This window comes from Paenibacillus sp. (genome assembly GCF_031177825.1).
GTDB lineage: Bacteria > Bacillota > Bacilli > Paenibacillales > YIM-B00363 > Paenibacillus_AE.
The window spans coordinates 1-24,339 of the sequence record NZ_JAPSKE010000029.1; the positions used below are offsets into that span (position 1 = coordinate 1).

Genomic DNA, 24,339 nt, shown 5'->3' on the forward strand with positions numbered 1-24,339 from the left:
CTACCACGGCAAGCGGCTGCCGGAGGAGCCGGTGCTGAATACGGAGCAGACGTCGTCGAACGCGGCGAGCTCCGTGACGTTGTCCGGCAAGCCCGACATCGCGGGCGGCCTCGAGGTGACGTACGCGATCGTCGCGGATCCTTCGTCCATTCCGAATCGATGGGCGTACGCGGAGTCGTCGGCGTTCGGTCTCGGCATTATGGGACGCGACCGAGGCGTATTGCCTTCGTTGTTCGCGCCGCTGATCGGCATGCCGGGCTCGCAGATGGAGCCGGGCGATGCGTATACGTTCACGTACCGTCCGGTGACGCGGCTCGCGGGCTGGTACGACACGTACCGGCATGTGACGCAATCCATCATGGGCCTTACGGATTATCGCAAAAACATCGAGTCGTCCTTGACGGATACGATCTTCAACGTGCAGGACTTGATGCTGAACGATAACTTCGGCGGCTGGGACGTCGAAATGAAAGCTCACTATAACATGGAAGGGCAGAACGTCGGCACGACCGCCAGTCCGCTCGCCGCGATGCAGGCGTACCTGCTGTCGGAAGACGACGAGCTGTACGAACGCCGGGTCGTCCCGACGCTCGCGTCGATGTTGACGCGGAAAAATCAGCATTTCTCTTCGAAGGGCAACACGACCGCGCATCCTGCGATCACGTTCCCGAACCCGCTGCCGATCGGCTCGCCGACGGCCGGCTACGGCACGAGCGTGTTCGGCGGATTGTTCGACATGACGCAGGGGCTGTCCCCGGCGTTCCGGGAGGTCGGCGTCGACAACGGCGTCAAGCAGACCGCGGGCAACGCGCCTTCCTGGTCCGATCATGTCTGGATGTATCGGTATACGGGCGATCCGACGTACTTGGAGCAGGCGAAGGCGGCGGCCGATCAATACCTGGAGTCAGTCGTGTACGCGGCGCCGAGTGCGCTGCCCGACTTCGGCAGCTTCATCTACATCAGCTATTATCCGAACCTGAACGCGCTGCTTGACTTGTACGAAATCAGCGGCGAACAGCGGTATTTGGACGGAGCGGCGGCGGCGGCCCGCATGCTGATGACGACGCTGCGCACGTTCCCCGTACCGGAAGGGGAGACGACCATCAGCGCGGACGCGATCCGGGAGAGAGGCTTCCTGGACGGCGCGCACTTCTGGTGGAAGGGCGAGTACTCGGACCGCCTAGGTCATCCGGAGCGATTGGCGGACTTGCAGGACATGACGGTCCCGGCGTGGATGCCTTCGCCCGTCGGCCTCGGCGTCGAGCAAGCGAGCACGTTCATGGGCACCGATTCCGGCTTCATCACGATGTCGAACTGGGCGCCCGACCTGATGCGCCTCGCGAAGCTGACCGGCGACGAGACGTTCGAGACGTACGCCCGCAACGCGGTGCTCGGCCGCGGCGCGAACTATCCGGGGTATTATCAAAACCAATACATGATGCATCAGAAGACGGCGGACTTCCCGTACGTGGGACCGGACCTCACGAGCATTTATTATCATCATATCCCGGTGTACTACGGGCTGCTGACGGACTACTTGTTCGCGCAGGCTTGGAGCTGGTCCGACGGACGGATCGACTTCCCGTTCCTGCGCCAGCAAGGGTATGCCTACTTCAATAACCGGAAGTTCGGGGGCGAACCCGGGACGTTCTTCGGCGAGACGGACATGTGGCCGTGGCTGAAGCGCGGATTGGTCGCGACGGACAGCATCCAAGTCGATTGGCTGGCGGCCCGGAAGGACGGCAAGCTCGGCCTCGCGCTGATGAACGAGGACGCGGCGCCGATCGCGACGACGGTGACGTTCGGCGAGGAGCTGGGCGGCGCGCTGCTCTCGGGCGCGGCGACGCTGTACGACGCGGCCGGCAACGCCACCGCCGCGGCGGTGTCCGGCGGTGCGGTAACGGTGACCGTTCCGGCTCGCGGCTTGGTCGCGCTCGTCATGGATCATCCGGACGTGCAGGCGCCGGCTTTCGCGGCGATCGACGATTCGACCGCGCTGTCCCGCCCGCTCGGCGAGACGGTCGCGCATGCGGCCGGCGGCGCGGACTTCGGCGCAGGCGCGGTGCTGCAGACGAATCCATCGTTCTACCACGCTTATGCGTACGTAACGGATATGCCGGAGACGACGGCTCGCGCGACACTGCATTACCGCGTCGGCGAAGGCGAATGGCAAGCGGAGGAGAAGTCGGCGTATCCGTATGAATTTACGGTGAAGGTGTCGGGCGACGCGCCGTTCGATTTCTACTTCGACGTGCACGGCAAGGACGGAACGGTGCGCACCTCGTCCCAGAAGCGGCTCAAGCCTTACGCGGCAGGGAACGATATCGCCTCGTTCCAGGCGGGCGCCGGCCAAATCGGGAACGCATTCGTCGCGCAGGAAGTCCGCACGGTCGTGTCGATCGTATACGGGACGAATACGAGCGCCTTGGCGCCGACGGTCGTCTTGTCCGAAGGGGCGACGCTGCTATCCCCGACGGGGACGGCCGACTATACCGATCCGGTCGAATACGTCGTGCGGGCGGAGAACGGCGTCACCGAAACTTGGACCGTATTCGTGGCGCCGATCGACGATGCCTCGGGGCTGCTGCGGCTGCTCGAATTTTTGCAGGATCAAGGATGGATCGACAGCCATGGCATCGCCAACTCCTTGGAGAAGCAAGCGCTGCACGAGCAGTACCGCGCGTTCAAGCAGCATGTGTCGTCTTTGGAACAGGACGGCCGACTGGCGCCGGAGGCTGCGTCGCTCCTTCTTCAGGCGGCGGATTCGTTGATGGCGGGGACGTAAGTCGTTCAGGAAGCCGGCCGGCGCAAGCCGGTCGGTTTCGTTCGGGGGAGAACGGCAGGAGAGGACACCGGAAGGAGAAGGAACTATGATCGACGGCAGCGGGTTCATCATGCGAAGCCCGAGCGGCGTCTTGACGGCAACGTTGCGTCTGACGCGCGAGAACAGACTTCGATTCCAAGTGCGGCGCGACGGCGCGAACGTCGTGGAAGAAGGCGACATCGGCATGACGGCGGACGGCGTCGATCTGGGCGACGGCATCGCCGTAGAAGACATTCGTCAAGAGACGATCTATGAAACTTACAAGGTGCTCGGCGGGCATTCGGACGCCCTGAATCGCTGCCATGCGTATCGCTTCTCGCTCCGGCACGCCGTGAGCGGGGAAGCGTACGAGCTGCAGGCGAGGGCGTACGACGACGGCTTCGCGTTTCGGTACTCGCTTTCTTCGCGGGTAGGAACGACGACGATCCGCGGGGAAGCCTCAAGCTGGACGCTTCCGGCCGGCAGCCGCGTCTGGCTGTTCGAACGGAACAACGGCTGGAAGCTGAAGAGCTATGCGGGCGAATGGATTTCCGCCGACGCGGAGGAGCTGCATACGGTGTCCGGCCAAGGTCCCGTGCAGGGCACCCCGCTCGTCGTGGAGCTTCCCGAGGGGCGCGGCTACGCGGCGATCGCGGAGGCCGCGCTGTACGACTACAGCGGCATGCGGCTCGAAGCGATCGGACGCCGCGCCGTTCGCGCGAATTTCACCGAAGGGGACGCCGGCTTCGTCGTGGAGGGCGCCGTCCTGACGCCTTGGCGCGTGTTGATGGCCGTACCGGACTTGGACGGTCTCGTGAACAGCGATTTGATTACGAATTTGAATCCGACTCCGTCCGCGACGCTGTTCCCGGATACGAGCTACATCCGGCCGGGACGCTCCGCGTGGCGTTGGTGGAGCCTCGGCACCGGGACGCCGGAGCAGGAGCGGGAGACGGTCGACCAGGCGTCGTCGCTCGGCTTCGAGTATACGACGGTCGACGAGGGCTGGGAGGCGTGGCCCGAGCCGTGGGCGGACCTGCGCCGCTTGACCGAGTACGCGAAGGGAAACCATGTCGGCGTCTTCATATGGAAACGGTCGAAGGAGATCGACGATCCGCGGGAAGGATGGCGGACGATGCGCGAGTTTTTCGACAAGGCGAAGGACGCCGGCGTCGTCGGCCTCAAGATCGACTTCATCGATAACGAGTCGAAGGCCGCGATCGATTTCGAAATCGCGGCGCTGCGGCTGGCGGCGGAACGGCGGCTGATGATCAACTTCCACGGCATCTCGAAGCCGACCGGCGAATCGCGGACGTACCCGAACGAAATTTCGCGGGAGGGCATTCGGGGGCTCGAGCTCAACAAGATGAAGGAAGGGCCGATTCCGGCCTGGCACAACGCCGCGCTGCCCTTCACCCGTTTCGTTGCGGGGCATGGGGACTACACGCCAGTCGGCTTCTCGAATCCGGGGGAGACGACGTATGCGCATCAGCTGGCGACGATGATCGCCTTCACGTCCCCCTTGCAGGTCGTCGCCGAAAACCCGGCCTTCCTGCTCGAGGAGGCGGCGGCGCAGCCGGCATTGGACGTACTGAAGTCGATCCCGGCCGTATGGGACGAGACGCGGGCGCTTCCGCCGAGCGCGATCGGCGAGCTGGCCGCGCTCGCCCGTAGGTCCGGGGAGGCGTGGTTCCTGGGCGTCCTGAACGGGAAGGCGGAGCGCGCGACGCTTCGGCTGCCGCTGTCTTTCCTGGACGACGGAGCGGCGTACGACGCGGTGGAAATCGTCGACCGCGGACCCGCTTGCATGGCACGCAAGGAAGGCATGCGCGTCGTTTCGCAGGACGCTCCGGACATCGTCTTGGAACCGAATGGGGGATATGTCGCCGTATTCCGGAAGGCGTGACTTCACGCGATAAAGGATGGAGAGCAAAAGGAGGTTCATACCCATGAAGCAGACCGAGTATGCGTTACTCGTCGCCGGCGCGACCTTCGCCGGCATCGGGGCGGCGGCGGCCGCGTCGGAAGCGAATCGGAGCGTCGTCGTCGTGGAGCGCACGGCTTTGGTCGGAAGCGAATTTATCGACGCCATGAACCCGGGACGGGGGACGGGGACGCCGGAGACGGATTTCGGTCGATCGTTCCGGGACGAAGCGGCGAATCGCAACGTCATGACCGAAGCGGGACTCCTGCACCTTCCGGCGCTGCATCCCGTCTTATGTCTTCGGATAAAGCAATATGGGGTGAATGTCCGTTTTCTTACGGAAATCGTTGAAGTCGCGAGGTGCGGCGGGCGTTACGTCGTGACGCTGTCGGACGCCGCGGGCCTGCATCGGGTGACGACGGACGAAATGTTGGATACGTCCACGCGGCGGCTTACCGAACCGGGCAACCTGTTCGTTCCGGTACATAAGCGATTGAACGCTTATTTGCATCATCCCGACATCGGCGCCGCCCCGCTGCCCGAACCGATCGACGGCGCGATGTCGATCGCTCGGGGAAGATTTCCTTCCGAGGTCATCTTGCGGGTATGCGTTCCGCCGAAGCTGGATTGGCTGCAAGCGAAGCAGTGGCTGTATCGGTATTGGGAAGCGAGACCGGAGGCTTGGGCGCCGTGGACGATCGCGGCGGTCGCCGGCGGCTTCGAATCGATCGTCCGCCGCGGGCCGCGGCGGCTGAAGGAAGGGTGGACCTGGCTGCCTTCCGAAGCGTACGATCACCCGATCGAAGCGATCGACGCCGGGTACGGCCATATGGTTTATGCGGGAGGGGTTCGCGATGAAACAGCGCTATGACGTCGTCGTCGTCGGGCTCGGCACGGCGGGCTCGATCGCGGCGATCGCCGCCGCCCGCCGAGGCCTTCGCGTGCTGGGCGTCGACCGGCACACGTGCATGGGGGGCGTCGGAACGGCCGGCGGCGTCGTCGGGTACTATCTCGGGACGCGCGGGGGGCTGTACGAAGAGATCGATCGCCGCGTCCCCGCGACGGAACGGCAGGTGTTCACGCCATCCTTCGGCGTGAACGCCGAGGGGAAGCAGTACGTGCTGGAGAGGGAGGCGGTCGAAGCCGGCGCGACGATCCGGTACGATACGACCGTAACCGCCGTGCGCCGGGAAGGAACCGCCGTTCGCGGCGTCGAGTGCTTCTCGCCGGACACCGGGCGGTACGAGGTCGCTTGTTCCGTCGTCATCGACGGCACGGGCAATGCGGACGTCTGCCGGCTGGCCGGCTGCGAGCTGCGCGGCGGCCGGGCGTTCGACGGTCAGGCGCAGCCGTTTTCCAACGTATGGTTCCGCATGAAGGACAATCGGGTCCAAGCCGCATACACCGATTCCGGTTACGTGTTCCCCGAGGATCCCGAAAGCTTGTCCCGGGCGATCGTCGATTCCGCGCTGCTGTCTACGCATCTGAAGGATCGGTTCGAGGAGGAGCCGCGGCTGATCCGCGTCGCTCCGCAGCTCGGCGTCCGGGAGAGCCGCTTCATCGCGGGCGAGGAGGACGTAACGCTGGACGATTTCCTGCATGACCGTTACACTCGACAGCCTGTGTTCATGGCCTATTCGAACCTGGATAACCACAGCAAGGACCTTGCCTTCGAGAGCGAGCTGCAGCGGGATTGGACGGTCGCCGCCAGTCTATGGGGGCTGCGGTTTTCGGTGCCGATTCCGCTCGGCGCGCTAATCCCGAGAGGGTACGACGGACTGATCGTCGCCGGGCGGTGCCTCGCCGTCGATCACGATCTGGCCGCCTGCGTCCGGATGAAGCGGGATATGCAGAAGTGCGGGGAGGCCGCCGCCTGCGCCGCGTTCCTGTCGATCGAGAAGGGCGTGCCGGTGCGGGACGTGCCGTATCCCGAGCTGGCGAAGCTGCTCCGGGAGACGGACTGCTTGCCGGAACGCCACGAAGTATACTTCGAGCAGCGGCTTGCGGAGGGCGATACGTCGAATCCGCTCATCCGTTGGATCGAGGACCCGGGCGAATTGAAGGCAGGTCTCTCCGGCGTCAAGCCCGGCGTGGCGATCTGGTCGGCGAGGCGGCTAGGAGACGCCGTCCGTCCGCGGCTGCTGGAGTGGATGCGCGACGAGGCGTCCGAGCATCTGCAGAAGCACAGCGCGATCGCGCTGGCGCTCTTGCGAGATCCGGCCGCGGCGCCGGTCCTGCGGGACATCGTGCGGGAGCGCGACCCGTTCTTCCCGTCGACGAGCGTGAAGTATAATCAATCCCGCGGATACGCCGCCGTGTACTTGCTGGGCAAGCTGGCCGACAAAGACGCGATCCCCGAACTGCGCGGCATCCTCGAGCAGCGGGAAGCGTTCGCGTGGAGCGAGCGAGACAAGGAGTTTCTGTCCGACGCCGAGGAAGTAAGATTCCAATACGTGTCCTATGCGCTGACGTCGTTGTCCCGCATCGGGGATCGGCACGCGGAGACGCGGCAGGACATTGCGGACGTGTTCCATCAAGCGAAGCCGAAGCTCGACGACTCGTTGTCGATCACCTTCAAGGGCAGCGCCGTCCTTCGCAACCCGATGGACGACAAGCTTCGCCGGCTGATCGACGAGACGCTCGAACGATGGGATAGGGCATAACGGAAAAGGCTGCCCTCAGTCATGGTTGACTTGCGGGACAGCCTCTTTTCATGCTCCTATTCCGCTTCGGCTACAAGGTTCGGCTTCCCGTCTTCGCCCGGATCTTCCGCCGGCTTGGCCCGCTTGATGAAGAATGCCATGACGAGCGCGATCGCGGAGATGACGGTGGCGACGAAGAACGCATCGTTGATGCCGCCGAGCATCGCCTGCATGCCGATCGCGAGCTTCGTCTCTTCCGTCGGCGCCTCCGCCAGACGGCTAATGGCGTCCGCGGCGTACGTTTCCTGACGGGTGGACATGATCGTTACGAGGAACGCCGTGCCGATCGCGCCGGATACCTGCTGCAGCGTGTTGTTCATGGCGGTGCCGTGAGGGTAATATCTCGCCGGCAGCTGATTCAAGCCGTTCGTGGAGACGGGCATCATCACCATCGACATGCCGAACATGCGGATGGTATGAATGATCGTCAGCTCGGTATACGTCGTCTCCATCGTCAGATCGCTTAACAGATAGGTCGTCGCCGTCATGATGATCAAGCCGATGATCGACAACGCCCGCCCGCCGAATCGGTCGAACAGCCTTCCGGTGACCGGAGACATGAGCGCCATGAGGAGCGCGCCCGGCAGCATCATCAGGCCGGCGTCGATCGGCGAGATGCCGCGGATGCTCTGCACGTAGAGCGGCAGCAGCAGCATTCCGGAAAACATGGCCATCGTCAATACCATCGAGATGGCCGCGGCCAAGGAATAAGCGGGATACCGGAAGATGCCGAAATTCAACATCGGCCGCTCCAACTTCGACTGACGCAGGATGAACCAGGTCAGCGCGGTTACCCCGGCGACGATCGTCAGGTAGACAGTCGGATGCTCCCAGCCCTTCGAGCCGGCGGAGCTGAAGCCGTACAGCAGGCCGCCGAAGCCGACGCTCGACAAGACGAGCGAGAAGAAATCGAGGCGGACGTTCGACCGCTCCTTCTTCCCCTTCAGGAGGAAGAAACCGAGCAGCAGCACGACCGCCGCGATCGGCGTGACGAAATGGAACAGCATTCTCCAATCGTAGTGTTCGACGATCCAGCCCGACAACGTCGGGCCGATCGCCGGCGCGCCCATCAAGACGAGTCCGAAGACACCCATCGCCGCGCCGCGCTTCTCCACGGGGAAGCTGACCAGCATGACGTTCATCAACACCGGCATCATGATCGCAGAACCGGAAGCCTGCACCATCCGTCCGGTCAGCAGCAGCGGGAACGCGTGCGCGTAGCCGGCCAACACCGTGCCTAGCAAAAATAAACCCATAGCCCCCAAAAACAAGTGGCGGACCGAATATTTCTGAATCAGGAACGCCGTCGTCGGGATCAAAATCCCGTTGACCAGCATGAAGCCGGTGGAGAGCCACTGTACCGTCGACGGGTCGATCGCCAGGTCGTTCATGATCGAGGGCAGGGCGATATTCAATAACGTATTGTTAAGAAAAGTAATGAATGCGCCGATCATCAATACGGCGAGCAAGCCATACGGCGGACGGGCGGGCGTCGATGCGGTCGATTCCATAATCGTCTCCTTCGGTTGTTCAGGATTTCCTAATTTTTGCAGGTGACAAGATCATATACCACCGTTCCCCGAATCGCAAGGAACCATTGGCCACCGGTCAACAATCGCGGTGGAGGACGCGTCGCCCGCGCCGCGTCATATGACTTGCGACCGCGAGTCATAACTATTGTCACATTCTCGAGAAGTCGGCAGGATTCCGGTTCGTCCCTTGCGAAATACAACTCCTATATCGGTAAGCGAAGGTCGTGCCTAGGCGCGGCCTTTTCTATTAGGAGGAGATGGTATGCACGGGAAGGGACGGATCCGCATCCTGTTGGCGGACGCGCACCCGTTATTCCGGGACGGGCTCGCCGCGGCGCTGCGCCTCCATGACGACGCGGCGGAGATCGTCGGTCAAGCGGGCTACGCCGCCGAGGCGGTGCGGAAGGCGATCGAGCTGCAGCCGGATGTCGTATTGATGGATGTGCAATTGGGCGAGACGAGCGGCATCGAAGCCGCCCGCGACATCGTGGAGGCGTGCCCTCACATTCATATCTTGATGGTAACGAACTCCGACGACGACGACGCCGTCATGGCGGCGATAAGAGCCGGCGCCAGAGGATATCTATTGAAGGGCTCGGACAAGCAGGTCCTCCTCCGGGCGATCGCGGCCGTCGCGAGCGGGGAGGCGATCTTCGGCGCGGCGATCGCGAGGAAGCTGGCGTTGTATTTCGATTCGATGAAGGCGACGAAGAAGCCTATGCTCGAGGAGGCGTTCCCGAGCCTCACGGAACGGGAGCAGGACATCTTGGAGCTGATCTGCTCGGGCCTTCCGAACGAAGAGATCGCGCGGCGCATCAACGTCTCGATCAAGACGGTGCGCAACCATGTCTCGAATGTATTGAACAAGCTGCAGGCCGAAGATCGCGCTCAGGCGATCGCGCTCGTCAAGGAGGCGGGCTTTCGGAGTTCGTTCGCGTAGCGCGCAATTTCCGGATTCGTACGAATCGTCGGTCTCCGGCCTTACTTTTGTGAAGCGGGTCACACGAACCGGGAACGGCGGGACCGATTTCCCTTCCGCGCGGACGATCTTCCCGAATGGGGGGAACGGATATTTTGCTATTCTTAGTTTCGACAAGAACGCTATGCGCGTCGGCTGCTTGTCGAGAACGGAAGAAGCGGAGGAATGCGGGCATGACGATGTAACGTCCTGAGGAAGAAGAACGGAACGAAACAAGCTATTATTTTCCGAATAGGAGTGGAGTCAGAAGATGAATATCAAGTTGCGACAGCGAGCGTTGGGGACGCTGCTGCTTTGCGCGAGCTTGCTCGCGAGCGCCGCGGCGCCGATAGGGGCCCGCGCGGCCGTTCCGGGCGTCGCCGTTCAGAAGTATATTACGGTCGATCAATTCGGCTATCGCCCGAACGACGATAAGGTGGCCGTGCTGGTCGATCCGCAGCAAGGCTTTAACGCAAGCGACGCCTACGTGCCGGGCAGCGTGCTCGAGGTGCGGCGGGCGAGCGACGACGCGGTCGTCTTTACGGGAGCGCCGACCGTATGGAACGGCGGCGCGACGCAGGCGAATTCGGGAGATCGCGGATGGTGGTTCGACTTCTCGTCGGTAACGGCCGAAGGAGACTACTACGTCTACGACGCCGAAAACAACATGAAGTCGTACGACTTCGAAATTGCGGAAGACGTATACAACGACGCGCTGAAGGCGGCCGTACGCACGTTCTACTACCAGCGGATCGGCACGCCGCATCTCGCCGAGCACGCCGGCGCCGCGTTCGCGGACGGTCCGGCGTTGATCCACCCCCGCCAAGATTCGGAGGCGCGCAACGTATTCGATCGGAACAACCCGGAGACCGAACGCGACTTGTCCGGCGGATGGATGGACGCGGGCGATTTCAACAAGTACGTGACGTTCACCGCGCAGCCGGTCAACGAGCTCTTATCCGCCTATGAGCTGAATCCCGACGCGTTCGGCGACGATTACAACATCCCGGAGTCGGGCAACGGGGTGCCGGATATTCTGGACGAAGTGAAGTGGGAACTGGATTGGCTTATGAAAATGCAAGAGGACGACGGCGGCGTGCTGCTGAAGGTCGGATTCCCGCGGGAAGGCCGCATCGGCGAATTCTCCGCGCGTCCGAGCGAAATTACGATGGTTCGCTATTACTTGCCGAAGGCTTCGTCTTCGACGATCGTCACGGCGCTCAACTTCGCTCACGCGGCGATCGTGTTCGATCAAATTCCGTCGATGCGCGTTTATGCGGCCGAGCTGCGGCAGCGCGCGATCATGGCGTGGGATTGGTACCATTCCAACCCGAAGACGGAGAACGCCGACAACTACGAGCTCGAAGCCGGCGACGCGGATATGCCGATCTCGGGCCAAGCGCAGGTCGCGGCCGTCGCATCGGCGTACTTGTACGCCTTAACGGGCGACGAGACGTATCATGATTATTTCAAGAGTCAGTACCGGATCACTCAGCCGATGATCGACGGGTACTGGGGCTTAAGCTACGGCGAACAAGCCGACGGGGTGATGTTCTACACGACGCTTCCGAACGCCGATCCGGCGGTGAAGGCGCACATTCTGGAGCGCCGCGACGTGCAGGATTTCGAGCATCGGTTCGAACCGAACAGAGATCTGTTCCGTTCCTCCGTGCCGGATTGGTCGTATCACTGGGGCAGCTTGCAGGTGCGGGCGCGGCTCGCGTCGTCGGCCTACGATTTCGTGCAATACGACATCAACCCGGCGAAGCGAGAGGAATACGACCTGCGCGCGCGGAACATCCTGCATTACTTCCACGGCGTCAACCCGTTCGGCCGCGTCTACTTGACGAACATGAGCGAGTACGGCGCGGAACACTCGATTACGCAAATTTTCCACGCGTGGTTCTTCGACGGTACGCAGTGGGACATTGCGCCTCCGGGCTTCCTGCCGGGCGGACCGAGCGAGCAGTACGAGGGAACGATGTCGCCGCCGCGCGGACAGCCGCGGCAGAAGATGTATCTGGATTGGAACGGGGTTCGTTGGGGGGAAGAAAATCATTACGACCGTTCTTGGGAGATTACGGAAAACGCGATCTACTACCAAGGCGGGTACGTGAAGATGGTCGCGAAATACGCGGCTCCGGTATTGGCTCCGAAGGCGCCTCCCGAGACGCCGACCGGCGCCGCGGCGGCGGCGATGAGCGAATCGGCCCTAGCGTTCGCATGGAGCCATTCGCCGGGCGCGACGGGCTACGAGGTGGAAGTCGACGGTTTCGTCGTCGACAACGGCCTGCAGCGCCGCTATGTCGAGAACGGGCTCGAGCCGCAAACGGCCCATACGTTCCGCGTTCGGGCGAAGAACGCGTACGGCGTCAGCGCTTGGAGCGAGCCGGCGACCGGCGTCACGGAAGCGCCGCCTACGCCGCCTGCGACGCCGGCGCGGTTGACGGCCGCGGCGGTCGGCAGCTTCCAAGCGAACATCACGTGGAGCCCTTCCGAGGGCACCAGATTCTATGAGCTTGAAGTGGACGGCGAGACGCTCAATCTCGGTCTCGCCACGAAGTATACGCACAAGAAGCTGCAAGCGGAATCGACGCATACGTACAGGGTTCGGGCGAGGAACGCCGGCGGCGTCAGCGAGTGGAGCGCTCCGGTCGTCTTGACGCTGCCGGAAGCGCCGCCGAACCATGTGATCGACGTATCGCATGACGGCGTGTTCGGGTACACGTTCGGAGAATTTTCCGATCAGCTGCGCCGATATCAGACGTTCGTCTCGGAGGGGTATCCCGTCGTAACGGGCATCGATCTGAAGCTGCGAAAGCTGTGGGGCGAGCCGGGCGACGTGACGGTCCAGCTGTACGCGACGAGCGACAATCGGCCGACCGGCGAACCGCTGGCGGAGACGATCCTCCCGAACGAGGCGGTACAGTGGAACGACTGGACGGAGGTGTCCGTGCCGATCGCGTACGAGGGATTGGTCAGCGGGGCGGAATACGCCGTCGTCCTCGGACAGACGTCGCCGGAAGAGAGCGACGGGGTGTACGAATGGTTAGCGGGTTACGACGTCGAGAGCAACTGGAATTTCGGGAAGAACACGCGCGCGGCCGGATACGTGGACGAATCTTCGATCGGCGACGGCTGGATGCGCGTACACGTCGCGACGGGTACGCAGCAGCCGCCGGCGACGCCGACGGGCCTCGCGGCGAGCGCGGCGGGCGACGCGTCGATCGCCGTCGCTTGGAACGCGGCGGCGGGGGCCACAGCGTATGAAGTGGAGGCGGACGGCGGTACGCCCGCGACCGTGACAGGCACGACGTACAGCCACGGCGGACTCGCGTCCGGAACGGCCCATACGTACCGCGTGCGCGCGGTGAACGCGGTCGGCGCCAGCGCATGGAGCGAGCCGGTGTCGGCCTCGACGTCGGAGGCGCAGCCGGCCGTCGACGTCATCGACCTGTCGCACGTCGGTAACGGCGCGTTCACGTTCGGCGAAGCGAGAGATCAGCTGCTGCGTTACCAGACGTTCGCGGCGAACGCCCATCCTTCGATCTCCAAGGTCGAAGTGAAGGTGCGCCGTTGGTTCGACGCCAGCGACATGACGGTGAGCCTGTACGCGACGCAAAACGATAAGCCGGTCGGCGAACCGCTGGCGACCGCGACCGTCGCGGCCACCGCGATTCCGGAGGCGTTCGCGATCATCGGCGCGCCGCTGACGTACACCGGATTGAAGAGCGGGATGACGTACGCCATCGTGCTCGGGCAAGTCGAGCCGTCGGATTTCACTTACGAGTGGCAGACGGCGGACGTCGGCGCCGCGCTGAAATTCGGCAAGTTCAGCGATGGCGAATGGATCGACGAATCGAGAATCGGCGACGGTTGGCTGAAGGTGTACGTAGGGCAATAAGATAGGAACGGGAACGGCTGTCCTCTCGCGAGGGCAGCCGTTTTCTTCGTTTTCTGGTATTCTATACAGTGGCATAGATAGAAACGGAGATGAGAACCACCTTGAATCAAGCGCAAAACATGGAATCGGCGAAGGCCGAAGGCGGTCGGTCGAAGGGGCGGTTGCTTACGGGCGTCGTGCTGGGGACGGCTACGGCGATCGGACCGTTTTCGATCGATATGTATTTGCCGGCGCTGCCGGATATGGCGGTAGAGTACGCAACGAACGCGGCTTGGACGCAGGTGACGCTGACGATGTTCCTGCTCGGCATGGCGATCGGTCAGATCGTCGCCGGACCGATCAGCGACGCGTGGGGGCGAAGAAGGCCGCTCTTCATCGGACTATGCATCTATATCGTCGCTTCGCTCCTATGCGCGGCAGCGCCGACGATCGAATGGCTGGCGGCGCTTAGGCTGCTGCAGGGGCTGGCGGGCGCGTCGGGGGTCGTTATCGCGCGGGCGATCGCCAGAGATCGCTTCGAAGGCGTGGAGCTGACGAAGTTTTTCGCATTGTTGACCTTGATCGGCGGCGCGGGACCGATCGTCGCGCCGATGATCGGCGGACAGCTGCTGCTGCTGACGTCATGGCACGGCGTGTTCGTGTTTTTGGCCGCGTTCGGCTTGTTCTTAGGGGTTTCCCTCTTTGCAGCGATACCGGAGAGTCTGCCGCGGGAGCGCCGCATCGCCGGGGGGATCGGGAAGTCGACGCGTTCGATGCTGGGGCTGCTCAAAAACCGAGAGTTGATCGGCTTCGCGTTGACTCAAGGCTTGGCGCAGGCCGGGTTATTTTCGTACATCTCCAGCTCATCGTTCTTGATGCAGGATCATTACGGCGTGTCGCCGCAGACGTTCAGCTTGCTGTTCGCGCTGTGCGGCTCCGCGTTCATCGTAGGTTCCCAAGGCACGGCGCGGCTGGTCGGGAAATTCTCCGAGCGCACGCTGCTGTTCGCCGGTCTGACCGTTGCGGCGGCTTCCGGACTGTATTTGTTCGCGGCGCTATGGATGGGAGCGAGCTTACCCTTCGTCGTGCCCGCGCTGTTTCTCGTCGTATGCTGCATGGGCGTTATCGGCACGACGTGCACGTCGCTTGCGCTGCAGAAGCATAAGCAAGCCGCAGGCAGCGCGGCCGGCCTGCTCGGCTTGATCGGCATGTCGGCCGGCGCCTTGATTTCGCCGCTGACGGGCCTCGGCGGAGGCGTAACGGTATTGCCGATCGGCGCGGTCATCGCGGCCTGCTTCTGCGGAGCGCTGCTTAGTTATTTCCTCTTAGTTCGCCGCTCGGACGCCTAAATGAAGTCCCCCGCTGCCGGATCGGCGTCGGGGGACTTTTTTAAGGGAAAAACACAATCCCATATAAAGGAATCACAATGCTGGGCTTGGCCGTTCTCCTACAATAGAATAGGAACTCATTTTCCGATTCTAAGGAGGGCATTCATGAAACGCATCCTTCGCATCGCAGCAGCCGCCGCGCTGGCGCTGCCGACCGGCATGTCATGGCACGACGCCCGCGCCGCGGAGCAGGTAACCGCCTACCCCGCCGTCGCCGTCCTGGCGAACGCCGTCGCGGAGCAGGCGAATCCCGACGCGCATTTGCCGAAGGCGCACAGCGGAGGCGGGGACGGGGCATACAACATTAAGACGAACGATACGGCCGCGCGCACCGGCTACTTTAAGTTCCGGGTCGATGCCGAGCAGGTCCCGGACGACGCGAACCGCGTCTACTTCAGCCTGAAGGGCAAGTCGAACGCTTCGCAGGGCTCGCTCGCGTTCTCGAACAAGACCGGGACGTTCGCCAACGATCGCGGGGAAACCGTGCCGCGCGCGCCGACGCTGCTGCCGCAGAAGGTCGAAGCGGTCGACTTCGTCGTCGATCCGTACGACATTCCGCCGTCGAACGTCACGTCCAGCGCGGACGACGGCAACATCGCCCCGAACGCGGTGGACAACAACCGGTATACTCGCTGGTCCGCGCAAAACACCGCCGAGCAAAACCAGTACATTACATTCGACCTCGGCGAGCCGAAGCCGGTCGGATACGTCGGGATAGCGTTCTACAACGGCGATTCCAGGCAGTCGTTCTTTACGCTGCAAGCGTCGAACGACGGCGCGGTCTGGATCGACGTCGCTTCGAACGCCGCGAGCTCCGGGGCTTCGCAGCAGGTCGAAGCGTTCGATCTTCACGCGTACGAGCTGACGACGCGGTATCTCCGGTATGTGGGGCACGGCAACAACTCCGATAACGCGAACTCGCGGGGCTGGAACAGCATTACGGAGTTCCAAGCGTATCCGCCGCATCCGGACGGGACGACGCCGGTCGTCGACGCGCCGTATGTCGAGCCGGAGCTGCCGCCGACGGAGCCGTACACGCAGCCGGGGTTGACGAATCCGGACGGCACGCCGTACGCGGTGCATACGCCGAACCCGGTGACGGGCGCGACGCACGACGTGGTCGCGGATTTCGGCGCCGATCCCGCGGACAACGAGAACGACGATACGCCGGCCATTCTCGCGGCGATCGCGGCGGCCGACAGCGGCGACGAGGTGTATTTCCCGAACGGAACGTACAACCTGATCAGCACGATGCCGGGCGACGCCCAGACGAACTTCCAGCTGAAGAACGGCGTCAACCTTCGCGGCGAATCGGAAGCGGGGACCGTGCTGAAGTCGGATTTGAACGAGCCGGGCAACAGCCGGGCGATCAAGGCGTTCAATAAGAACAACATTTATATCTCGGATTTGACGATTACCGCGCGGTACGACGGCCGATACACGACGGATCCGACCTCGCAAAACCCCGGCATCGGCGGGTTCGGCAACGGCATCTACATCGATCAATCAGGCGATCAAGGCTCTTACAATATTACGATCGAGCGGGTGACGATCGAGCATTTCCAACGCATGGGCATCCGCATCGCGAAGAGTCACGACGTCACGGTGCGTCACAGCACGTTCCGGAAGGCGACCGACGTCGGCGGAGGCGGCGCCGGGTACGGCATCGCGGTGCAGGGCACGCCGAAGGTCGATACGCTCGGCCTCCCGACCGATACGCGCCATGTGTTGATCGAACACAACCGGTTCGAAGGCCCGTATCTCCGCCACGGCGTCGTGGTCCAGTATTATGCGCACAACAATCTTGTCGCGAACAATACGTTCCTGAGCACGCAGCTTGACGCGATCGACCTGCACGGCGAGGACGAATATTTGAACGAGGTCGCGTTCAATCATGTGGAGAACGTCCCGCGCGGAGGCATCGGGGTCGGGAACACGGGCGGCACGCCGCCGCTCAGCAATCATGACGCCTCCGGGCCGGGCAACTACATTCACCGCAACAGCGTCGTGAATACGCGCGACGGGATCTTGGTTTATATGGGCTCGCCGGGGACGCGGATCGAAGAAAACCTCATTACGGGCACGAAGGATTACGTAAACGCCGCCGGGATCAAAATTTTGAACGGCCCCGGCACGATCGTTAAAGACAATGTGATCGTCGGCAACGAGGCGCCCGGCTTCTGGGGCATTCTGCTGGCGCACGACCCCGGCGACGTGAACGCGGGAACCGGCGCGGGCGCCGGCGACCCGGTCGACGCGACGGTGACCGGGAACGTCGTTCGCCGCAATGCGAACGGGCTGAAGATCGAAGCGGGCCAGCGGATTACGGTGTTGGGAAACGAGATCAAGCAAAATCGAGGGACGAACGTCCAGGTCGACGTTCCGCTCGCGGAGCACGACTTGAAGCTGAAGAAGGAGAAGAAATAGAAAACGATACCGGCGCCCTTGCTTTTGAGGGGCGCTTTCTTTATTTACCCCGTCCAAACAATAATGTATAATAATAAACGATATCATACAATTATCATTTAATGTATTAGAGATCCATGAATCTATTCGTCCTATCGGAGGTTGTCGCCTTGTCTAACAGAATTAGAGGAATTGCGAATATGGAGCGGTTCGACTTGCTGCCGGTGCTGCGCGACGGCGTGCAAGTGCGTTACGAAGGCAGCATCGACAAGCAAGGACGTAACGCGGATTGGGACTGGTGGCTGTATCGGGAGCGCGAAGAGTGGGTCATCTTCGACGTCGACGGGCCGGGCTGCATTTACAACTTCGTGCAGCACCGGTATCCGGAAAGCCGCGAGCCGACGTTCCGGTTTTATTTCGACGGCGAGGAGGCGCCTCGTTTCGAAATCAAGCCTTCGGAGTTCGGAAGCAAGGTTCCGTTCGTCTCGCCGCTCGCGGACGCTTATCTCGGACCTGAGGACAACGGCCGGGGGCCGATCCGCGTCGTGCGCAGCTTCGTGCCGATGCCGTTCGCGAAGTCGTGCAGGGTGACGACGGACCTCCAATTGAAGGGGCCGAACAAGGGCGATGGCGGCTGGGGCCACATCGCGTACCATGCTTACGATACGGCCGACGAAATCCGCACGTTCACGGGGACGGAATCGTACGACCGCTTGCTGGAGATATGGAGGAACGTCGGCTCGGACCCGAAGCCGCCGGCGCCGTCCGACGCGCACGCGGCGGAGCGTCTCGAGCTGCGCCCCGGCGAATCGGCGACCGTGCTCGAGGAGCGGGGGCCGGGCAGCGTGGTGGCGATCGTCGCGGAGCTTGCGGACGGCAAGCGGGATGATCTAATGAATGTATGGATACGGGCGATCTGGGACGATCATGCGGAGGCGGACGTGGAATGCCCGATCGGTGTCTTCTTCGCGAACGAGCTCGGGATTCACCCCGTCGGCGTGCTGTCGCACGGGCGTCGGCCGGACGGGACGTTCTACCATTACTTCCCGATGCCGTATTGGCGAAGCGCCCGCATCGAACTCATCAACAAAGGCGAGCAGCCCGTAACGTTCGCCCGTTGGGAGACGCGCACGACGACGGCGAGGAATGCGCTGTACGAAGAAGGCCGAGCGGGTTACTTCCGATCGACGCCTTATTATCGCGCCAAGGCGACGCATGGGGCGGACAGCATCATCGGGCGGATTGCCGGACGCGGTCATCTCGTGGCGGGGCATGTGACCGGGGTGACGCGGAAGCCGGGGCTGATCAGCTGCGAAGGCGACGTGCGCGTCCACATCGACGGCATCGCGACGCCGCAGGTGGAGAGCGACGGTTCGGAGAGCTGGGTATGCTACGGTTGGGGATTTCCGACGCCGCCGGAGATGAATCCGTCCAGCGCGTACGACGGTCTTCCAGACAATCCGTGGTCGATGGTCCGGCTGTGCAGCGGAGATTGGTATCCGTTCCGGTCCGAGCTCGTCTTCGGCATCGAAGCCGGCGAATTCAACAACCAATACATTCGTCATTCAGGCGCGCTGTTTTATTACGGCGTCGACGAGCCGGGCTTGACTCTCACCGACGAACTCGATGTCGGCAATCCGGCGTCCGAGGGAATACATTCGTATCGAACGTCGGGGAGCCGGGGGTATTATACGTTGGAATCGTATTACGAAGGCGACGACGATCATCGGTCGATCCGCGATACGGGCCACGAGACCGAAGGCTGGAGCGAGTTCGTGGCGACCGTTCATCCGGACAACGCCGGCGTCAGACTCCGCAGAAGATCCGACCAGGCGACCGGGCGGCAGAAGGCGAACGTTTATGTCGACGGCGCGCTCGTGACGGAGCGCAGCTGGTACGCGGCGGATCGCAATCCGTACAAGCGGTGGCTGGAGGACGAGTTCGACATTCCGGCCGCTTACACGTCGGGGAAGGGCGAGATTACGGTTCGTCTGGAGTACGTGCAAGCCGGCGAGACGCGGGCGTGGAACGAATTTTACTACTGGATTTATTCTTTGAAATAAGCCCGACGGAACAACAGCCATGACGGCTTCGTCATGGCTGTAGCTTTTTCCATTCCTCGTACGTTCGGACTTCGGGCAACGCGCGCCCGCCCGTCGGCCAGTATTTCATCGCATGCGACGTGTTGAACAACACGACTTCTTCGTCGGGACCGATCCAGCCGCGGTCGAGCAGAACGGCGAGGCCCGCCCACGTGGCGGCGCCTTCCGGAGAAGACGACACACCGAATTTGCCCATGGCGGCTTGTGCGGCGCGAATGTCGTCCGCGCTTACCTCGACGGCCGTTCCGCCCGTCTCTTGCAAGATCCGCACGAGCAATTGCCCGTCCGGCGGGTTCGGCACGCGCATTCCGGTCGGCGTAGATTCGACGGCCCCTTCCGAGCCGCTCCGTCCCGACATCGCCCGCACGATCGGGGCGCATCCGGACTCTTGCACGGCGACGATCCGCGGCAGCTTCCCGTCGATCCACCCCAACTCCCGCAATTGCCGGAAGGCGCTCCACATCCCGATAATGCCGGAGCCGCCCCCGGTCGGATAAACGATCACGTCGGGCAGCTTCCAGCCCAACTGTTCGGCGAGCTCGAGTCCCATCGTCTTCTTGCCTTCCGCCCTGCCCGGCTCCCGAAGCGTGCCGACGTGATGCCAGCCCTGCTCCGCCTTCCCGTCCAGAATAATATTCCCGGCATCGTGAATGAACCCATCGACCAGCGTCGTATGCGCGCCGTAATGCACGCATTCCTCCGCGATCATCCAAGGGCAATCCTTCGGCAGGAACGCATAAGCTTCCATTCCCGCGCGAGCGGCGTACGCGGCGAGGGCGGAAGCCGCGTTGCCGTTGGAGTTGACGGCGACCTTACGGACGCCGTATTCGCGGGCGACCGACAGCGCCGCGGACATCCCTCTCGCCTTGAAGCTGCCGGTCGGGTTTTGCTCCTCGCGCTTCACCCACAGCTTCCCGAGCGGCAGCGTCCGTTCCGCCGCGTTCAGACGAAGGAGCGGCGTCCAGCCTTCGCCGAGCGACACGATACACTCCGGGTTCGATACCGGCAACAACTCCGCGTACCTCCACATCGAAGCGGGCCGCGCGCGCAGGGCGGCCTTCGTCATGTCGCGGGCCGCTCGTTCCAGATCGTACTCCACTAATAACGTACCGCCGCACGCGCATTTCGTCTCCCGCAGCCCGAACGGGGTTTGCGCCGAGCAGACGCAACATCGAAACCAGAAATTCATGTCATCCTCCCATTCTTCTTCCCGTCGTACGGTAGATTATGAGAATCCGCGGCGATGGGGCAGGGTGTCTGACGATATGGGGAAACAATTTGCCGTTCCGCCCAAGTCCGTCTCCGCGCCGAATCATAGGTTGATGTATGTGGGGAAGCGACGAGTGTCGGAAGGGAGCTAACGATGTTACGGTTAATGTGTAAGGGGAAAATTCATCGGGCGACAGTGACGGAAGCGAACCTCGATTACGTCGGCAGCATTACGATCGATGCCGCATTGATGAAGGCGGCGAAAATTACGCCGTACGAGATGGTTCAAGTGACGAGCTTGCGCAACGCCACCCGCTGGAAGACGTACGCGCTTCCGGGAGGAGAATGTACGGGGAAAATTTGCTTGAACGGACCGCCCGCCCATCTGTTTCAGCCCGGCGATATGGTCATTATTTTAAGCTTGGGATTGTTCGACGAGAGAGAAGTAGAGCGGCTCGTGCCGCGGGTCGTCTTCGTGGATCGCAACAATCGCATCACCGCATGCGTCGAGCACCCGTTGTACGACGAATCGGGGGAAGTGAACTGGGATGCGTTACAGCCGTAGCAAATACTGGAAGCATAGGGCGATGATGAAGTCCGCCGCGCTGGCGCCGAGTTTGCCGGAGACGCGCAGATGTAGCCGCGACGCGTTCCGGTCCATGCTGGAACGGCACCGCCATGTCATCGTGAAGCCGGTCGGCGGCTGGGGCGGGGATGGGGTCGTGTCCGTCTCGACCGAGGGAGACGGACGGTATGAGGTTCGCAGCGGCAAGTCTCGGAGAACGTTCGAAGGGACGGATTCCGCCTATACGTATCTACGAAGACTGTCCAAGGGGAGAAGCCACATCGTGCAGCAAAGAATCCCGCTGGCGACCGTGAACGGCAAGCCGTTCGACCTTCGCGTGATGGTCCAGCGGAAGAAAGGTTCGCCGTGGGTCGTAACCGGCAAGCTGGCGAAGGTCGCGGGCCCCGGCTTCCTCATCACGAACGTCCGGCGCAGCGGCGGGAGGGTGATTTCGTACGCCGCCGCGTTCCGGCGTTCCAACCTTCGGGGCGCGTCCATGACCGAGACGGAGCGGCGCATCGACGCCTTGGCAGTGGCCGCCGCGGAACAACTGGAACGATATTACCCGGTTCGCGTCTGCGGACTGGACGTCGGCTTGGACGATAAGGGCGGGGTGTGGATTATCGAAGCGAATTTCACCCCGTATAACGGTCTGTTCCTGAAGCTTAAAGATCGTTCGATGTACCGGCGAATAATGGCCTACGCGAAGCAGGACAACCGGAAGGGAACGAAGAAGTAATATATTGGGAAAACGCTGCGCCGTTGTCCGGACGGCGCTTTCCCTTGTACATAAAATATTTAATAAGGAGACGATGAACGCCATGCATATTCGCATGTTGAAGGGCAGGGAGCTTTCGGACGCGGCAGCCCTCTCCGACCGGATCTTTCGGGAACCGGGCCAATCTTCGATGGCCGACGCCTTCCCTTACATTTTCTCGAACGCGATCCGGAGCGTATCGTACGGTGCGTTCGACGGGGACAAGCTCGTCTCCTTCTTCGGTCTCGTCCCGTGGATCGTCCGCGTCGGCGAAGCGCGGGTTCAGGCGTTCTCGATCGGCTCCGTCTGCACGGATCCGGCGTATCAGGGACAAGGCCACGCCTCTAGCATTCTAGACGAAGTCATCGCGTTCGCGGATCGCTCGGGCGCGTCGCTGCTCTTCGTGTCGGGCTCTCGTTCCTTGTATACGCGGGCGCATTGTTACCCGTTCGGACGCGTTCGGCGCTACACGGTATCGGCGGATACCGCGTCCCGATTGGCCGCGTCGGGAGCGGGTGCCGCGTCGATCGACGTACGCGAAGCCGATCCGTCCGACCTATTCGCCCTGCACGCGGCAGCCGCCGCGATGCCCGTCCGCTACGAAGCCGACGTCAATGGCATAGGTACGCTCCTGAAGGCGGAGGCGTTCGCCAGCGTCATCAAGGCGAAGCAGCGCGTATTCGTCGCCGAAGCCGCGGACGGAATCCAAGCCTTCGCGGTCGTCGCTTTCCGCGCGGAGCGTGCCACGGTGTTGGAATGGGCCGGCCCGGCGGGGTCGGTCGCGCCGCTGCTCGGGGCTTGCGCGTCCCAACCGGAGACGACCGCGCTTGAAGTACCGGTGCAGGCGCACGAAACCGCGCTGCGCGAGGCGCTGGACGCGGCAGGGGCGGCCGCGACCGACGAGAACAACCAGGGGACCGTGCGGATTCTGAACGCAGACCGGTTGTTTCTTCAGCTGGAGCCATGGCTTAGAGGTAAGTCGTTGGAGCGGGAGTCGCTGTCTCCCGAGCAGCTCGTCGCCGCTTGCTTCGGACGCGTCGACGCGTCCGATTCCGAATCGGCGGCGCACGCGGCGCCGCGTGCGTGGGAGCCGGTTCCGCTACCCTATACGGGAGGTTTGTACTTCATATGAAACTTGGCATGATCGGATTGGATACGTCGCATTGTACGGCGTTCGCGGAGCTGCTTCATGACGCGAACCATGCGTATTACGTGCCCGGCGCCACGGTCGCCGTCGCGTTCCCGGGCGGTTCGCCGGACATCGAATTAAGCCGGACGCGCGTCGGCGGATTTACCGAACGGCTCGCCGGCGAATTCGGCGTGAAGATCGTCGACTCGCCGGTCCGCGTGGCCGAGGAGGCCGACGCGATTCTTATCGAGGCGATGGATGGGCGCGCCCATCTCTCGCTCTTCCGAGAGATCGCCCATTACGGCAAGCCGGTGTTCATCGACAAGCCGCTCGCCGTTCGCTCGGAAGATGCCCTGGCGATCCGCGATCTGGCGGCTGCGCACGGCGTGCCGCTCATGAGCGGCTCCTCGCTGCGGTTTTCCGGTGCGGTCCAGGAAGCGCTGGACGGCGTCGGCGGACGGGAGAAAGTCATCGGCGCGGACTGCTTCGGACCGATGGCGATCGAACCTTCCCAGCCGGGGTGGTTTTGGTACGGCATCCACACGGTCGAGATGCTCTACGCGGCGATGGGGCCCGGCTGCGTGCGGGTGACGGCGTCCGTCAGCGCCGATCACGACGTCGCCGTCGGGGAGTGGCGCGACGGCCGAATCGGCATCGCCCGCGGCAACCGAAGCGGCAATTACGGCTTCGGCGCGGCAATACACGGGATAGAAGCGACCCGGTACGCCGACGTCAGCGCGTACGCCAAGCCGTTCTATGCCAGTCTCGTCGAACGCATCGTCGAGTTTTGCCGGACCGGCGAGCCCGCCGTGCCGATCGACGAGACGGTGGAAATCATCCGGTTCATGGAAGCGGCGAACGAAAGCAGGGAAACCGGGAAACCGGTGGTCCTATAAAGGTTCAGGAGCGTTCGGGAGCGGCAATCCCGACGCTCCTTTTTCTTTGCCGGGGAGGGGGAATTGGGTTTCTCAGCGCCTTTCC

Annotated in this window: 15 protein-coding genes; 13 read left to right on the top strand and 2 right to left on the bottom strand. The window is 62.8% G+C overall.

From position 1 onward, the window contains the following. From RIN49_RS23660 to RIN49_RS23675, 4 genes are all read left to right on the top strand, one after another. Positions 1-2,785, top strand: a 2,785-nt coding sequence (locus RIN49_RS23660; protein ID WP_309122618.1) for a YyaL domain-containing protein, incomplete at its 5' end; no start/stop codon positions are given. Positions 2,786-2,870: 85 nt separating this feature from the next. Then, on the top strand, positions 2,871-4,709 hold the full coding sequence (locus tag RIN49_RS23665) for a glycoside hydrolase family 97 protein (RefSeq protein ID WP_309122619.1): 1,839 nt from the start codon (positions 2,871-2,873) through the stop codon (positions 4,707-4,709). A 43-nt stretch (positions 4,710-4,752) separates the two neighbouring features. Further along, complete coding sequence (locus RIN49_RS23670; RefSeq protein ID WP_309122620.1) at positions 4,753-5,598, top strand: hypothetical protein; 846 nt, start codon at positions 4,753-4,755, stop codon at positions 5,596-5,598. Then, on the top strand, positions 5,582-7,390 hold the full coding sequence (locus tag RIN49_RS23675; RefSeq protein ID WP_309122621.1) for an FAD-dependent oxidoreductase: 1,809 nt from the start codon (positions 5,582-5,584) through the stop codon (positions 7,388-7,390). The genes RIN49_RS23670 and RIN49_RS23675 overlap by 17 nt, the downstream gene beginning before the upstream one ends. A 56-nt stretch (positions 7,391-7,446) precedes the next feature. Here RIN49_RS23675 and RIN49_RS23680 read toward each other — a convergent pair whose 3' ends face one another. After that, the gene (locus tag RIN49_RS23680; RefSeq protein ID WP_309122622.1) at positions 7,447-8,940 is read right to left on the bottom strand and encodes a DHA2 family efflux MFS transporter permease subunit; all 1,494 of its coding nucleotides are present in this window, start codon (positions 8,938-8,940) and stop codon (positions 7,447-7,449) included. Between the two features lie 283 nt (positions 8,941-9,223). Here RIN49_RS23680 and RIN49_RS23685 point away from each other — a divergent pair, with 283 nt between their 5' ends. From RIN49_RS23685 to RIN49_RS23705, 5 genes are all read left to right on the top strand, one after another. Next, positions 9,224-9,901, top strand: a complete 678-nt coding sequence (locus RIN49_RS23685) for a response regulator (protein ID WP_309122623.1) — start codon at positions 9,224-9,226, stop codon at positions 9,899-9,901. A gap of 289 nt (positions 9,902-10,190) precedes the next feature. Further along, positions 10,191-13,823: a glycoside hydrolase family 9 protein gene (locus tag RIN49_RS23690; protein WP_309122624.1), complete on the top strand. Its 3,633-nt coding sequence runs from the start codon at positions 10,191-10,193 to the stop codon at positions 13,821-13,823. Between the two features lie 119 nt (positions 13,824-13,942). Further along, entirely contained in the window at positions 13,943-15,151 is a 1,209-nt protein-coding gene (locus RIN49_RS23695) for a multidrug effflux MFS transporter (protein WP_309122665.1), read from the top strand. A gap of 144 nt (positions 15,152-15,295) precedes the next feature. After that, complete coding sequence (locus RIN49_RS23700) at positions 15,296-17,617, top strand: right-handed parallel beta-helix repeat-containing protein (RefSeq protein WP_309122625.1); 2,322 nt, start codon at positions 15,296-15,298, stop codon at positions 17,615-17,617. Between the two features lie 149 nt (positions 17,618-17,766). Next, entirely contained in the window at positions 17,767-19,659 is a 1,893-nt protein-coding gene (locus RIN49_RS23705; RefSeq protein ID WP_309122626.1) for a DUF2961 domain-containing protein, read from the top strand. A 31-nt stretch (positions 19,660-19,690) separates the two neighbouring features. Here RIN49_RS23705 and RIN49_RS23710 read toward each other — a convergent pair whose 3' ends face one another. Further along, the gene (locus tag RIN49_RS23710) at positions 19,691-20,887 is read right to left on the bottom strand and encodes a threonine synthase (protein ID WP_309122627.1); all 1,197 of its coding nucleotides are present in this window, start codon (positions 20,885-20,887) and stop codon (positions 19,691-19,693) included. Between the two features lie 174 nt (positions 20,888-21,061). Here RIN49_RS23710 and panD point away from each other — a divergent pair, with 174 nt between their 5' ends. The 4 genes from panD to RIN49_RS23730 all read left to right on the top strand — a co-directional run bounded on the left by panD (position 21,062) and on the right by RIN49_RS23730 (position 24,254). After that, positions 21,062-21,472 (top strand): aspartate 1-decarboxylase, encoded by a 411-nt coding sequence (gene panD / locus RIN49_RS23715; RefSeq protein WP_309122628.1) that lies wholly within the window; start codon positions 21,062-21,064, stop codon positions 21,470-21,472. Then, complete coding sequence (locus tag RIN49_RS23720) at positions 21,456-22,211, top strand: YheC/YheD family protein (RefSeq protein WP_309122629.1); 756 nt, start codon at positions 21,456-21,458, stop codon at positions 22,209-22,211. The genes panD and RIN49_RS23720 overlap by 17 nt, the downstream gene beginning before the upstream one ends. 82 nt (positions 22,212-22,293) lie before the next feature. After that, positions 22,294-23,361: a GNAT family N-acetyltransferase gene (locus RIN49_RS23725; RefSeq protein WP_309122630.1), complete on the top strand. Its 1,068-nt coding sequence runs from the start codon at positions 22,294-22,296 to the stop codon at positions 23,359-23,361. After that, positions 23,358-24,254 carry a Gfo/Idh/MocA family protein gene (locus RIN49_RS23730; protein WP_309122631.1) on the top strand — a complete coding sequence of 299 codons (897 nt, stop codon included), beginning with the start codon at positions 23,358-23,360 and terminating at the stop codon, positions 24,252-24,254. Before RIN49_RS23725 ends, RIN49_RS23730 begins: the two co-directional genes overlap by 4 nt. The last annotated feature ends 85 nt before the right edge of the window (positions 24,255-24,339 follow it).

Bases quoted from the DNA above. Each gene is read 5' to 3' on its own strand.
- RIN49_RS23665 (WP_309122619.1), top strand. From the start codon at position 2,871: ATGATCGACGGCAGCGGGTTCATCATGCGAAGCCCGAGCGGCGTCTTG.
- RIN49_RS23670 (WP_309122620.1), top strand. From the start codon at position 4,753: ATGAAGCAGACCGAGTATGCGTTACTCGTCGCCGGCGCGACCTTCGCC.
- RIN49_RS23675 (WP_309122621.1), top strand. From the start codon at position 5,582: ATGAAACAGCGCTATGACGTCGTCGTCGTCGGGCTCGGCACGGCGGGC.
- RIN49_RS23680 (WP_309122622.1), bottom strand. From the start codon at position 8,940: ATGGAATCGACCGCATCGACGCCCGCCCGTCCGCCGTATGGCTTGCTC.
- RIN49_RS23685 (WP_309122623.1), top strand. From the start codon at position 9,224: ATGCACGGGAAGGGACGGATCCGCATCCTGTTGGCGGACGCGCACCCG.
- RIN49_RS23690 (WP_309122624.1), top strand. From the start codon at position 10,191: ATGAATATCAAGTTGCGACAGCGAGCGTTGGGGACGCTGCTGCTTTGC.
- RIN49_RS23695 (WP_309122665.1), top strand. From the start codon at position 13,943: ATGGAATCGGCGAAGGCCGAAGGCGGTCGGTCGAAGGGGCGGTTGCTT.
- RIN49_RS23700 (WP_309122625.1), top strand. From the start codon at position 15,296: ATGAAACGCATCCTTCGCATCGCAGCAGCCGCCGCGCTGGCGCTGCCG.
- RIN49_RS23710 (WP_309122627.1), bottom strand. From the start codon at position 20,887: ATGAATTTCTGGTTTCGATGTTGCGTCTGCTCGGCGCAAACCCCGTTC.
- panD (WP_309122628.1), top strand. From the start codon at position 21,062: ATGTTACGGTTAATGTGTAAGGGGAAAATTCATCGGGCGACAGTGACG.
- RIN49_RS23720 (WP_309122629.1), top strand. From the start codon at position 21,456: ATGCGTTACAGCCGTAGCAAATACTGGAAGCATAGGGCGATGATGAAG.
- RIN49_RS23725 (WP_309122630.1), top strand. From the start codon at position 22,294: ATGCATATTCGCATGTTGAAGGGCAGGGAGCTTTCGGACGCGGCAGCC.
- RIN49_RS23730 (WP_309122631.1), top strand. From the start codon at position 23,358: ATGAAACTTGGCATGATCGGATTGGATACGTCGCATTGTACGGCGTTC.